This is a genomic window from Salipaludibacillus keqinensis (assembly GCF_003226325.1).
GTDB lineage: Bacteria > Bacillota > Bacilli > Bacillales > Salisediminibacteriaceae > Salipaludibacillus > Salipaludibacillus keqinensis.
Genome location: NZ_PDOD01000001.1, coordinates 1,311,943 through 1,324,641 on the forward strand (window position 1 = coordinate 1,311,943; position 12,699 = coordinate 1,324,641).

Below are 12,699 nucleotides of genomic sequence, written 5' to 3' on the forward strand. Positions count from 1 at the left end.
AGTCCCTCTATTCCTTAATGGTGAGGAAGTAAATCCAATCATATATTTTATCACGTGAACATATCAGCTTCGATAGTTTTCAGAAAACAAATTGAGTAAAAGTGTGGTATGATCTTTCGAGGTTTACTTTGATACATAGAAAGAAGGGAAAGCATTGAATCGTTTAAGTACATATTTGCTCCTTATGATGGTCATGATCATATGGGGTCTTAATGTCGTCGCAATTAAGTATTTAGTAGAATTTTTTTCTCCAGTAATGATGCAAGGCCTGAGGATCGGTACAGCTGGATTATTTGCATTGGTCATACTCTATTTTATGAAAGATTTAAGAAAACTAACAAAAAGAGAATGGAAATTCACAATCTTTGCTGCTGTTTTTGGGCAAATTGCTCATCATTCCATGTTAGCTATTGGTCTAGTAGAGACGACGGCCTCAAACGCATCGCTCATCCTAGGGCTTATCCCACTTACTACAGCCATATTCGCTATGTTATTTCTTGGTGACCGCTTAACTAAGATTCGATTTATTGGTATTTTACTAGGGTTCGGGGGCGTGTCATTTGTCGTATTAAACCCGGAACAAGGGGTGACTAGTGTTTCACAAGGGGATCTCTTTGTGTTTATGTCTATGGTGTCGCAAGCTTTCTCATTTATTCTGATTAAGAAAGTGACATCGACTCTTTCGTCGCGACAACTAACAGCAATGATGTTATTAATCGGATCAGGAAGTTTACTTGTACTGAGCTGGGTAATAGAACCTGCCAGTGCATCTTCAATGGCAGTATCACAACCACTCGTTTGGATCGTTTTCTTTTCATCTGCAATTATCGCTACCGGTCTAGGTCATTTTCTGTTTAACGCTGCCATTCAGAAAATAGGGGCTGGTCAAACAGCCATTTTCAATAATTTTGTACCCTTTTTTGCACTTATAGGGTCATTTGTTTTACTTGGAGAACCGATATATTATTCACAATTAATCGGCTTTACCTTGATCGTATCAGGTGTTTTATTAGGAACAGGATATATAGAGCAACAATGGCTGAATAGAAGGAAGAAAGGAAGAGCCTATACTAATAGAATGGAAGACTATCAAAAAGACTTCTCTCGTTAGCTGTGTTAGAAGTGTTCCATCATTAAACTGCGTGTCACTTTCATAAATAAGATTATGTATTTAAGTTTCAAAGTGCTGGACTTGGCTAATTCGCTCAAGTCCAGCTTTTTTTAACTTAAAAACACAGAAAACGCTTACTTTTATAAAGTGTGTTAAATTATCTGACAAATTCATTGTTTCAGAATTTTCTGTCTGTATACTGAAGTCTATGATCAGTTGGCAAATAAACTGACACAATCTTTTGAGGAGAGTGATGAAAGTGGATGAGATTTTTTTACTGAATAACGTTTGGATTATTGTATGTTTTGCTTTGGTTCTATTAATGCAAGGTGGGTTCATTCTCCTTGAAGCAGGTTCGACCCGAATGAAGAACGCTGGTCACATTGCCGGTAAAACAATTTTCACGGTAGGGATTGCTTCATTGGTTTTCTGGGCAGTAGGTTACGGTTTTATTTACGGAGAAGGAAACGCATTTATTGGAATGTCTGATTTCTTTTATGGTGATTTTGATTCTGTAGTTGATGGTTTAGCTGGATCTGTAGACTTCATGTTCCAATTGGCTTTTGCGGCCATCGCATTGACAATCGCCTTTGGTGGTTTTGCTGAAAGAGCGAAATTATCTGCTTATATCGTGTTTGCCATCTTATTTTCAGCACTTATTTATCCTGTAGTAGCTCATTGGATTTGGGGAGACGGTTGGTTAGCAGGACTTGGAAAACAAGACTTCGCTGGGTCAACAGTAGTTCATTTAACTGGGGCCATGGCAGCACTTGCTGCAACGATCATTTTAAAGCCTCGTATTGGTAAATACAATAAAGATGGCTCATCAAATGACTTAGCAGGTCACAACCAAGTATACACAGCTTTAGGCGTATTGATTTTATGGGTAGGTTGGTTTGGTTTCAACGGTGGTAGTACCCTTGAAGTAGACGGAGCCTTTTTCGGATATGTGGCATTAACAACTCAACTTGCAGCAGCAGCAGGTGCCATCGCAGCCATGTTAATCGTATCAATGATTACTGGTAAAGCAGATGTTCCTACGATGTTAAACGGTGCACTGGCGGGGCTTGTTGCAATTACCGCGTCTACCGCTTTTGTGGCTCCATGGGCCGCAGTAATCATTGGTTTAATTGCCGGATTTATCGTTCACTTCAGTATGGTGTTCTTTGACAGAGCGAAAATTGACGATCCAATCTTCGCCTTATCTGTTCATGGTGTCGCTGGTATCTGGGGAACATTATCGACAGGGTTCTTTGCTACAACAGCATTGGCAGAAATGAATGGAGGATCTGCTGGTCTTTTCTACGGCGGTGGATTCACTCAGTTAGGCGTTCAATTTATCGGTGTATCCGTTTCTGGTATCTACGCTTTTGTTGTTGCATTTGTTATTCTTAAAGTGATGGACAAAGTGATGGGTGGGATCCGTGTCACAGAAGAAGAAGAAATTGTTGGACTTGATTTAAGTGAACACGGAAGCTACGGTTATCCTGAAAATATCAAGGAGTCTAATGACAAAATAGAAAAGCCGGGTGCTTAATGTATTCAAATAAGAATTCTTTTAAAGAGATTGACGAAGAGTTTAAAACATATGAAGAATTAAGAAAATGGAGAGATGAACAGATTCATGGAGTAAGCAAGAATCACGAGGAATTAAACCGATTTCACGACGAGATAATGACAAAAGTAATTTTATCGTCTATAAAAAAGTTGGAAAGTGAGCAGGGGAAACCACCTGCTCGCTTCGCTTTTATTGTTATGGGAAGTGCAGGAAGATGTGAACAATCTATTTGGAGTGATCAGGATCATGGCTTTATTTTCGAAGGAGAAGAGGCTGCCAAAGATTATTTCTTGAAATTAGGCGAAGAAATTGTAGAAGGGTTAAGCATTTGCGGTTACGAGAAATGTGAAGGAAAAGTCATGGCAAACAATCCTCTATGGTGCCGCTCCTGTAAACAGTGGAAAGAACAAATAGATCAGTGGCTAGACGAAGAATCATGGGAAAGTCTGCGGAATACGTCCATCTTCATAGATGCTCGCGTGCTAATTGGTAATAAAGAGTTTCTACAAAACAAAAAACAACAAATCTTTACTCGATTGGAAGATCAACCACACCTATTAAAACGAATGGGCGATAATGTAGAAAGCTCAAAAAAAAGCGTTGGATGGTTCGGACAATTAATCCCAGTACAAAAAGGGAAAAATAAAGGCATGATTAATTTTAAAGAAACGGTCTTATTTCCATTTGTAAATGCATTAAGACTGTCAGCTTATCTCGAACAAATAGAAGAACCTTCGACAATAGGAAGGTTTCAAGCTCTAGAAAATTGTTCATTCTTAGAAAATGATGCTCTATCAGCTTTTAAAGAGGCGTTACAATTCCGTTTGAGTAAAACAAAAGTATCCCAAAATTATGATAATGTTCATTTTCTTGAAGTTGAAAGGTTGTCCAAACAAGATAAGACTCAGATTAAAAAGTGGATCGATCAAGGTGATTCTTTAATGAAACAAGTCATGAAACAATTGAAAAACAAAGGTAGAGAAGAGGGTTCTCAATGAATCCCATGGGTCAGTGGTTAAAACAGTTATCCGGTATGATGACTACGAATAATGCCATTAGTGAGAGAGACCCTGCTAAAATGGCCTATCTTCGTCGTTTACAGAAATCTTTGAAACAGCAAGATCATCTCCATATTCCTTTTTCTCAATTAACGGTTGTTGTATTCGACATTGAAACAACCGGTTTTTACCCTCAAAAAGGAGACAGAATTTTATCTATCGGTGCAACAAAGGTAGAAGGAACGAAGGTATCTGAGGAGAAACCTTTTTACTCACTTATTAAAAGTGAAGAGCCTGTGTCAGAAAAGATTAACAAAATAACCGGGATCACTTCAAATGAACTGATGGATGCTCCGCCAGCTGAAGAAGTATTAATTGACTTTTTCAAGTACATTCATAACCATTCCCTAGTAGCACACCATGCAAGTCACGAAAAATTGTTCATGCAACACATGACATGGTCTTTATTTAAAACGAGGTTTGAACATCGATTACTGGATACCTCATTTTTAACGAAACTGATTGAGCCCATGAGTGAATTGATTACATTAGAAGAATGTTGTGCGCATTATGGAATTAACGCTGCAAACCGCCATCACGCTTTGTATGATGCCAAGATGACTGCTGAAATGTGGGCGAAGTGTGTGGATCAAGTTACCCAGTTAGGATTCACTAACTTAAAAGATGTCTACGCACACCTTGCCAAGATGAGATAAGCCCGAGACCATAATGGTCACGAGCTTATCACTATTTCTTGAAGAAAGGAATCTGTCTCAAGTAATTCACAAGCTTTCTCTCTGTATTTGTTCTCGTGTAGATATGTATATCGCTTTGGCTTCATCGTAGGAGCAATTTGGATGGCGTGCTGGAATTCTTTTAGATCAAAGGGGCACTCCTTTACATAATCAAAGAAGCCTGTCCGACTGAACACCTTTCTCATCCTATCTACGCGGTGTTCATGAACCAAAGACATTAAATACGTACACACTCCTACTTGAATCCCATGCATTTGTGGTTGCTTAGAAGTTTTGTCAAGGGCATGGGAAATCATATGCTCAGAGCCGCTAATAGGAGCACTATTCCCACTAATGACCGTAGATACGCCTCCCATGGTTAAAGAACTCATTAATTCTTTCAAGAAAACCGGATCACTGAGATCATTCATAGGTGTTCGAATAAAACTATTGACTGCTTTTTTACTTAACATGGCAGAAAAGGCATTCACATGACTGCATTCACTTTCCTCTTCAAATGTCCAATCGTAAAGGGCCGTGATATTGGACATTAAATCCCCTATGCCTGCTAAGATAAAAGGTTTTGGAGCTGTCTTTATAATAGATAAGTCCGCTATGATACCAAATGGGACTTGGGCAGGAACGGTCGTTTTTTTCCCGTTCACCATTAAAGAACAGTTGCTACTGGCAAACCCGTCATTGGAAGGAGAGATCGGGATGCTTATAAACGGACTTCTTCTAGAAAAGGCTATATACTTTCCAAAGTCAATAATGGAACCTCCGCCCAAGGCAATCACAGCATCATATCTCTCCATCTCAAAGGCCTTGTTTATCAGTTGCTGGATGTCAGAATCCAACTGTAATGTTAAACAATCCGCTTCCACTTTAGAAAGATTCCCAACTATCATCTGTTGATAATGATCGGAAGAAAACTGGTCAAACAAGATGACCACTTTATGAAAATGATGCTTCATCAAGTGCGATTCAAGTTGCTCAAGAGACCCGTGAGCGATGTTTAGAATACTTGGAATCGGAATACTTATCCCTTGATTACTCATCTTTCAACCAGCCTTCCTCGCTCAAAAATCTGTTGACGTCCTTGAAATCACGCACAGGAATATAAGGAACTCCTTGTTCTTTTAAGATCATAATTAACGCATCTTTAGCAAACATCGTATCTGCATATTTCGCTGGATGGGAATCCGGTTCACTATCTCCGAAATAAAATACGTGGTCGTAACTTTCTTTAATGTGTTGAATAACGACCGATTTATCAATCCCATACCTATCAGAGAAATGCCACTCATTAGGATCTATATCCATGTGAACATTATTTTCTTTAAAGTATCCTTTATTTGAAAAAACTTGGACATTGGTTAGCTCTTTTTCATTTAAAATATGTTGAATATAGAAGTCAGTCCCCGCACTCAATATATAAAAGTCACCACCCGCTTCTTGAACAGCTCGAATGAAAGGGATTGCATGTTCATCAATCGGTATCTCATGAATATCTTTCAACGTTTGCTTTTCTGTTTGATTAATCGAACCGAATATTGTCGCTAGAAACTCAATGTCTTTCATGTCGCCATTTTTCCATTGGTGAAATAACGCTTCTCCTTCTGGATAATACTTCTCAATAATGATCCAATAAAAATCCTTTTTCGATATCGTACCGTCAAAGTCTGAAATAAATGCCCATTTTTTCATCGTCATTTCCTCCGGTTCCTAGAGTGATAGTTATTATTATCAGCATACATGAGAAAAGAATAAGAGGGAAGTTGATTGAACAAATAGTGATAATTTTATCCTATATAGGAAAGGATAAGCTGAAGCAAATAGATAGAGGTGAATGTCTTATGGGCGAAGATAAGGTAAGTCGTCTATATCTACTATTGATTTTCTACACAACAATTGGATTGAAAAATCACTTGGTTATTATTCCACCATTAAGTGTAACGGCTGGAAGAGATGGATGGATTTCTGTTATTTTCTCCTTTGCATTACATGCTATTTGGCTTCTATTGATTTATTATCTCTTGAATAAAATGAATGGAGTACCCATTTATCAATGGATAACTAGGCGAGTAGGGAAGGTGATAGCAATAATAACCTGCTTATCGATATGCAGCGTTTTGTTGCTTCTTGCAACGCACAGTACGACAGAACTAGCAAAGTGGACTTCCATTACGTATTTACCATTAACACCTGATCTAATAATTATGGGTTCAATTGCTATTTTATGTTTGCTCACGAGTCTCACTAATTTAAGAACAATTGCTATCTTAAATGGGGTTTTATTACCTGTCATTGTCCTTCTAGGGTTATTTGTGATGTTGGCGAATATGCCAAATAAAGATGCTTCTTTGTTACTACCTATTTTAGAGAAAGGTTATTCCCCTGTTTTTTCCGGTATGGTTTATCCTAGTGCAGGTTTAGGAGAAATGGTAATAATTGTATGTATTCAACATCGAATTAAAAATCAAATCAAATATTGGCATTTACTTCTATTTACATTTTTGGTATCAGTTTTAATTATTGGCCCATTATCAGCTGGTTTCATGGAATTCGGTGTAGAAGAAATGCAGCGGCTTCGTTTTCCAACATATGAGCAATGGGCTATAGTCTCTATGGGGCGGTTTGTTGAGCAAATTGACTTCCTTTCCATTTTCCAATGGTTATCAGGAACTTTTATTCGAGTTTCATTTTTAATCTATTTGATTACTCAAATTATCCCGATCTATAACAGGAAATGGAAAACCATGATCGTTATCGGATTGTATCTTACCATGCTATGGATTACTCAAATTCCAAAAAGTGACATGGAATATCTCTCGTTCATAAATCAATTCTTTTTACCTGGAACCCTTATCTATTTCATTGTCCTAACGGTAATTCTATTAGTCATTTCATTTATTCCAGGAAGTAAAAAAGAGGTGAAACGTCATGAAACTGCTTAATTGGTTAACAAACTCATCAAAAAACGAAAGACATTCTCATTCTTCTCAGTCACAACTCATTACAGAAGATACTATCAAAGAAACATTTAAGTCTTGTGGTGACGTAAGTGTAGATGAAATGACGTTTACATCACCTAGCAATGAAGAAAAGGTTATATTTTTATATTCTGAAGGATTAACGAACACACATTTGATAGAAGATGACATCATACCAAGACTAGATAGGTATTTTAGAACAGCGCAGAAGTTCGACAAACAAGAAATGATCGAAAAAATGAAACTCTCTGCCATTGTTGAAATAAGCGAAAGAAAAGACTTACCGATCAAACTTTTTAAAGGAAATTTATTAGTTTTTTTCCCTTCAAATGGATATACCTTATCTATTGATATTTCTGAAATTCCAGGGAGAAATCCAGAAGAAACGAATGCAGAAGTTTCTGTAAAAGGTGCAAGAGACGGTTTTATTGAAAATATCAAAGTGAATGTAGCGCTTATTCGAAAAAGACTTCCTACAGAGTCGTTAAAATATGAATCATTTACGATTGGAGATAGGTCTCATACAGAAGTTGGTCTTATGTATGTCAATGATATTATTAACCCCGCTATTCTTAAAGAAGTGAAAAAAAGACTTAAAACATTGAAAATTGATGGCTTAATGAACTCGAATACACTCGTTGAAATGTTGTCTTCTGAAAGATTTCAAGTATTACCTAGTCTTCAATATACAGGACGCCCAGATTATTCAGCAAATGCCCTTCTTAGAGGACGGTTTATTTTGTTAATTGATGGCGCACCTACTGTTCTAGTTGGACCAGTTAATTTATTCTTGCTTTTAAAAAGTGGGGAAGATGCGGAATATATCTCGTTTTATAATTCCTTTGAAAGAATTCTTCGCATTATCGGCTTATCGATAGCTATTTTTCTGCCAGGGTTTTGGGTTGCAATAACAACGTATCATCAAGATCAAATTCCTGTTCTTTTACTAGCAACCCTGTCAACTTCCAGGAGAGGGGTACCATTTCCAACAGCCGTTGAAGCGCTTCTAATGCTTGGTTTATTTGAGTTGTTCCGTGAAGCCGGTTCACGAATGCCTTCAGCAATAGGACAAACGTTAACCGTTGTAGGAGGGTTAATTATTGGAGATGCTGCTATTAGGGCTGGATTTACCAATCCAGGACTTATTGTTGTCATTGCTACTTCTTTAGTTGCCACATTTACTTTAGTAAATCAATCCATGATAGGCGTATTTAGTATTTTAAGGATTATTGTTGTTTTCATATCAAGCTTTTTAGGAATTTTTGGTTTCTTGATTAGTGCTTTTTCCATTTTGTTATATATGGCTAATTTACGGTCTTTCGGAATACCTTATTTAGTCCCTTTATCACCTCTCAGTTCTTTCCGAGATTTCAAGGACACTATATTAAATTCTTCAGCGAAAAAGAAGCAGGCTAGGCCTGATTTTTTAAATACAAAAGATTCTACTAGGAAATGAGGTTCAATGATGAGAAAGATCACTCCTATAATACTTTTATTTTTATTCTTAACAGGGTGCTTAAATGCAAACGAGATAGAAAGAATGTACTATGTTCATGGGGTGGGGCTTGATTATGTTGATGAAAAATATGAAGTTTACATTCAAATAATGAACTTTAGTACAATGGCGAAGGAAGTGGAACCCACAGGGGAGACGGCGGAAACAGTTGTTGCCAAAGGAGTTGGATCAACTCCTGTAAAAGCCATACACGAATTATATAGGTCGACTCCTCAACGGATTTACTGGGGCCATTTATCAGCGGTCGTTTTTACAGAAGCGGCGTTGAATACCGGTATGACTGAACTTTTAGATGATTTCTTAAGATTTAATGAAATACGCTATACACCATGGGTCTTTTCCACAAAATCTAATATTGACGACATTTTAACCGTATCCCCTTTTTTAGAGGCTTCACCTGTTCTCGGGACTTTAGGAAACCCTACAGATGGGTATTCACAAAGCTCTTACGTAGCCCCTAAACGAAAACATCGCTTTATTCTCGAACTAAATGAACCTGGGAAATCTGCAAATATCCCTTGTTTAACGGTAGAAGAGCGCTGGCACTCTCACGATGGACAGCATCCTACATTAAATATTCTAGGGGTGAGTAGTCTTTTTGGTGAAGAGTACCGCGGTACTCTTCAAGGCGGTGATATGTACGGATTAAGGTGGATGCAAGAAGAGACGCAACGAACGCCAGTTCAAATTAAGAAAGAGGACGAATCTTTCGCTGTCGTTATGATGAAAAATCCAGAGCATAAAATAACCTCTACGATAGAAAATGGGCAAGTATTCTTTACCATAGAAGTAAAGGTATCAGGAGGAATTCTTGAGATGGATAAACAACAATCCCTTGATTTTATTAAAAAAGAAGCCACAAAAACGATTGAAAATGAAATCCGTATGACCTATGAGAAAGGGTTGGAAAATAAAGCAGATATTTATCATTTTAGTAATGAATTATTTAAAAAGGACCCTAAAGCATGGCACAAATTAACAGAAGAAGAAGAATTATCTTTAACAAAAGAATCGTTAAAGGATATCAACGTGCAAGCAGAAATAATCCATAGTGGAAAAAATCGTCATATTCCGATTCTTACCGAAACAGACTAATTCATTATTTGGCTGACACTCTCTTTCCTATACTTTTAAAATTAGCCAAATTTTAATAATAGTTAGGGCGTTAATCCTTATGAACTTTTCGAAAGAAAGATTGTACAGCAACATAAGAATAGGGGATTTTTAAAATAATAAAATGTAAGCGCATACAAATTGACGAAATATTCAATTTAATTAAAATGTTTCGATTATGATTGTTTTTTCTTGTTTAAGAATGTGTTAAGATTAGTTTTAATATTCTGAGGAAAGAAAGGGTTCTGGAAATGGAGAAAACAGTGACTAATACCGTTCAAGTAAAAGATATATTAATTGCTCATCAGGTCTTAAAAGACGTGGTTGTGAATACACCGTTGCAACGAGATTCAATCCTTTCTGAAAAATATAGCGCCAATGTTTTCTTGAAAAGAGAAGACCTTCAAGTTGTCCGTTCATTTAAATTAAGAGGCGCCTATCATTTAATGCAAGGATTGTCAGACCAAGACTTACAAAATGGTGTGGTATGTGCAAGTGCTGGTAATCACGCTCAAGGGGTTGCTTATTCGTGTAAAGCCCTCGGTGTTAAAGGAAGAATTTTCATGCCTAGTACTACCCCTCGTCAAAAAGTATCCCGAGTGGAATTCTTCGGTGATCCTTTCGTTGAAGTCGTGTTAACTGGTGATACATTTGACGATTCTTTTAAAGAGGCCATTTCTTATTGTGAAGAACATGATATGAACTTTATCCACCCTTTCGATGATTGCCGTACCATCGCTGGGCAAGGTACTGTTGGTATGGAAGTATTAGAAGCAATGGATGAACCTGTCTCACATATTTTCATGAGTATCGGCGGCGGCGGTCTCATTTCTGGTGTAGGGACGTATTTTAAGAACATTAGCCCACACACTAAAGTCATTGGAGCTGAGCCAGAGGGAGCACCTGGAATGAAAGAGTCACTCAAAAAAGGTGAAGTAGTGACGTTAGATAAGATTAATAAATTCGTAGATGGGGCTGCCGTAAAAAGGGTTGGAGAGATTTCGTTTAATATCGCTAAACAAGTTGTCGATGATATCGTCGTGATCCCTGAAGGAAAAGTTTGTTCAACGATGTTAAACCTTTACAATGAAAATGCGATTGTCGCGGAACCCGCCGGAGCACTATCTATTTCTGCCTTAGATGAATATCGTGAGGAGATTAAAGGCAAAAATGTTGTTTGTATTGTGAGCGGTGGAAATAATGATATTGATAGAATGCAAGAAATTAAAGAGCGATCTCTCATATATGACGGGTTTAAACACTATTTCATCGTGAATTTCCCCCAAAGGGCCGGAGCATTAAGACAATTTCTAACGGAAGTTTTAGGTGAAACAGATGATATCACCCGTTTTGAATATACGAAAAAGAACAACCGTGATAAAGGGCCCGTCTTAGTTGGAATAGAATTAAAACAAAAGGAAGATTATTTTCCACTCATTCATAGGATGGAAGAGAACGGGTTTTCTTATATCGAAATTAATAAAGATCAAGATCTGTTTAATTTGTTAATATAATGACTTTCAAGACTGAGGAGAGGACACCTTTCTTCAGTCTTTAAAATTGATCAAAATCTGAACAAATCGTTCAATATCGGATTGGCTCAATTGGATTAGCAGAAGATTAATCCTATACTTATTATAATATTTTCATATAGCTCGATAATCAGCTATAATAAACAGAAATGAAAAAAGAAAGTAGGCATGTTTAAATGTATAAATTAACACCGGGTACGATTGATCAGTTCACAGTCGCCCGTACAACTCCAGCAGGGTATGTGTTGAAATTAGGAAACAGAGAAGTGTTGCTTCATCAAAATGAAGCGAAAGAAACACTATCCATCGGTCAAGAGATCGAAGCCTTTGTTTATGAAGATAAAAAAAATCAACTTGTAGCATCGATGACGATCCCCGAAGTTACATTAGGAACTTACGATTGGGTACAAGTAGTAGATGTGGTTGAGGAATTAGGAGTTTTCGTACATATCGGATTGCCAAAAGATATCTTAGTATCAAAGGACGATTTGCCCCTCCATTTATCGGTGTGGCCGAAACGTGGAGACCATTTGTTTGTTAAATTAGACCATGATCGAAGAGGGAAACTTATTGCTAAGCCGGTAACCGAAGACATTATAGAACAAGAAAGAGATCAAGCACCAAAAGAGTTGCTTCATAAGACGGCCACGGGATACATTTACAGAGCTTCTAAGATAGGATCTTTTCTTATTACTGAAGAGGGATTTCGAGGCTTTATCCACCAAAATGAAAGAAAACAAGAACCGAGACTTGGACAATTAGTCAATGGTCGCATTATTGACGTAAAGGACGATGGAACGTTAAACGTATCGCTCCGTCCACTTATTTTAGAAAGTCGTGATCAAGATTCAGAACTAATCCTTGATTTTTTGCGGGACAATAATGGGCAGATCCCATTTAGTGATCAATCGTCTCCGGACGAGATTCGTGAAACCTTTAAGCTTAGTAAAGCCGCCTTTAAAAGAGCGATGGGTAAATTAATAAAAGAGAAAAAGGTCACTCAAAAAGATGGCATGACTTATTTAACACAAGAAGATTAAGGATATGGAAAAGAGTGGGGAGGATGGATATTCTCCCTTTTTTTCGTGGAAATAAACGTATCAGTGTGATAAAATGAAACATACGTTCTGACAACACTTGAAAC

The 12,699-nt window shown here is 37.4% G+C and carries 11 protein-coding genes; 9 read left to right on the plus strand and 2 right to left on the minus strand.

The window, feature by feature from the left end; all coding sequences use genetic code 11:
* Nucleotides 1–154 precede the first annotated feature (154 nt).
* The 4 genes from CR194_RS06535 (at nucleotide 155) to CR194_RS06550 (ending at nucleotide 4,383) form a co-directional block, all read left to right on the plus strand.
* Complete coding sequence (locus CR194_RS06535; RefSeq protein WP_110608798.1) at nucleotides 155–1,111, plus strand: DMT family transporter; 957 nt, start codon at nucleotides 155–157, stop codon at nucleotides 1,109–1,111.
* 259 nt (nucleotides 1,112–1,370) lie between these two features.
* Complete coding sequence (locus CR194_RS06540; RefSeq protein ID WP_110608799.1) at nucleotides 1,371–2,648, plus strand: ammonium transporter; 1,278 nt, start codon at nucleotides 1,371–1,373, stop codon at nucleotides 2,646–2,648.
* A complete protein-coding gene (locus tag CR194_RS06545) occupies nucleotides 2,648–3,667 on the plus strand; it encodes a DUF294 nucleotidyltransferase-like domain-containing protein (RefSeq protein WP_110608800.1) in 1,020 nt (339 codons plus the stop codon). Before CR194_RS06540 ends, CR194_RS06545 begins: the two co-directional genes overlap by 1 nt.
* Nucleotides 3,668–3,672: 5 nt before the next feature.
* Nucleotides 3,673–4,383 carry an exonuclease domain-containing protein gene (locus tag CR194_RS06550; protein ID WP_233254248.1) on the plus strand — a complete coding sequence of 237 codons (711 nt, stop codon included), beginning with the start codon at nucleotides 3,673–3,675 and terminating at the stop codon, nucleotides 4,381–4,383.
* A gap of 17 nt (nucleotides 4,384–4,400) precedes the next feature.
* Here the strand turns inward: CR194_RS06550 and CR194_RS06555 are convergent, their stop codons facing one another.
* Nucleotides 4,401–5,459 carry an iron-containing alcohol dehydrogenase family protein gene (locus CR194_RS06555; RefSeq protein WP_110608802.1) on the minus strand — a complete coding sequence of 353 codons (1,059 nt, stop codon included), beginning with the start codon at nucleotides 5,457–5,459 and terminating at the stop codon, nucleotides 4,401–4,403.
* A complete protein-coding gene (locus CR194_RS06560) occupies nucleotides 5,452–6,108 on the minus strand; it encodes an MtnX-like HAD-IB family phosphatase (protein ID WP_110608803.1) in 657 nt (218 codons plus the stop codon). Before CR194_RS06560 ends, CR194_RS06555 begins: the two co-directional genes overlap by 8 nt.
* 149 nt (nucleotides 6,109–6,257) lie before the next feature.
* Here CR194_RS06560 and CR194_RS06565 point away from each other — a divergent pair, with 149 nt between their 5' ends.
* The 5 genes from CR194_RS06565 (at nucleotide 6,258) to CR194_RS06585 (ending at nucleotide 12,595) form a co-directional block, all read left to right on the plus strand.
* Nucleotides 6,258–7,358: a GerAB/ArcD/ProY family transporter gene (locus CR194_RS06565; RefSeq protein WP_158282188.1), complete on the plus strand. Its 1,101-nt coding sequence runs from the start codon at nucleotides 6,258–6,260 to the stop codon at nucleotides 7,356–7,358.
* Nucleotides 7,345–8,850, plus strand: a complete 1,506-nt coding sequence (locus CR194_RS06570; RefSeq protein ID WP_110608805.1) for a spore germination protein — start codon at nucleotides 7,345–7,347, stop codon at nucleotides 8,848–8,850. Before CR194_RS06565 ends, CR194_RS06570 begins: the two co-directional genes overlap by 14 nt.
* Nucleotides 8,851–8,859: 9 nt before the next feature.
* Complete coding sequence (locus CR194_RS06575; protein WP_158282189.1) at nucleotides 8,860–10,005, plus strand: Ger(x)C family spore germination protein; 1,146 nt, start codon at nucleotides 8,860–8,862, stop codon at nucleotides 10,003–10,005.
* Nucleotides 10,006–10,274: 269 nt separating this feature from the next.
* Entirely contained in the window at nucleotides 10,275–11,537 is a 1,263-nt protein-coding gene (gene ilvA / locus CR194_RS06580) for a threonine ammonia-lyase IlvA (RefSeq protein WP_110608807.1), read from the plus strand.
* 194 nt (nucleotides 11,538–11,731) lie between these two features.
* Nucleotides 11,732–12,595 (plus strand): CvfB family protein, encoded by an 864-nt coding sequence (locus CR194_RS06585; protein WP_110608808.1) that lies wholly within the window; start codon nucleotides 11,732–11,734, stop codon nucleotides 12,593–12,595.
* The last annotated feature ends 104 nt before the right edge of the window (nucleotides 12,596–12,699 follow it).

Bases quoted from the DNA above. Each gene is read 5' to 3' on its own strand.
- CR194_RS06545 (WP_110608800.1), top strand. From the start codon at position 2,648: ATGTATTCAAATAAGAATTCTTTTAAAGAGATTGACGAAGAGTTTAAA.
- CR194_RS06550 (WP_233254248.1), top strand. From the start codon at position 3,673: ATGGGTCAGTGGTTAAAACAGTTATCCGGTATGATGACTACGAATAAT.
- CR194_RS06555 (WP_110608802.1), bottom strand. From the start codon at position 5,459: ATGAGTAATCAAGGGATAAGTATTCCGATTCCAAGTATTCTAAACATC.
- CR194_RS06560 (WP_110608803.1), bottom strand. From the start codon at position 6,108: ATGAAAAAATGGGCATTTATTTCAGACTTTGACGGTACGATATCGAAA.
- CR194_RS06565 (WP_158282188.1), top strand. From the start codon at position 6,258: ATGGGCGAAGATAAGGTAAGTCGTCTATATCTACTATTGATTTTCTAC.
- CR194_RS06570 (WP_110608805.1), top strand. From the start codon at position 7,345: ATGAAACTGCTTAATTGGTTAACAAACTCATCAAAAAACGAAAGACAT.
- CR194_RS06575 (WP_158282189.1), top strand. From the start codon at position 8,860: ATGAGAAAGATCACTCCTATAATACTTTTATTTTTATTCTTAACAGGG.
- ilvA (WP_110608807.1), top strand. From the start codon at position 10,275: ATGGAGAAAACAGTGACTAATACCGTTCAAGTAAAAGATATATTAATT.
- CR194_RS06585 (WP_110608808.1), top strand. From the start codon at position 11,732: ATGTATAAATTAACACCGGGTACGATTGATCAGTTCACAGTCGCCCGT.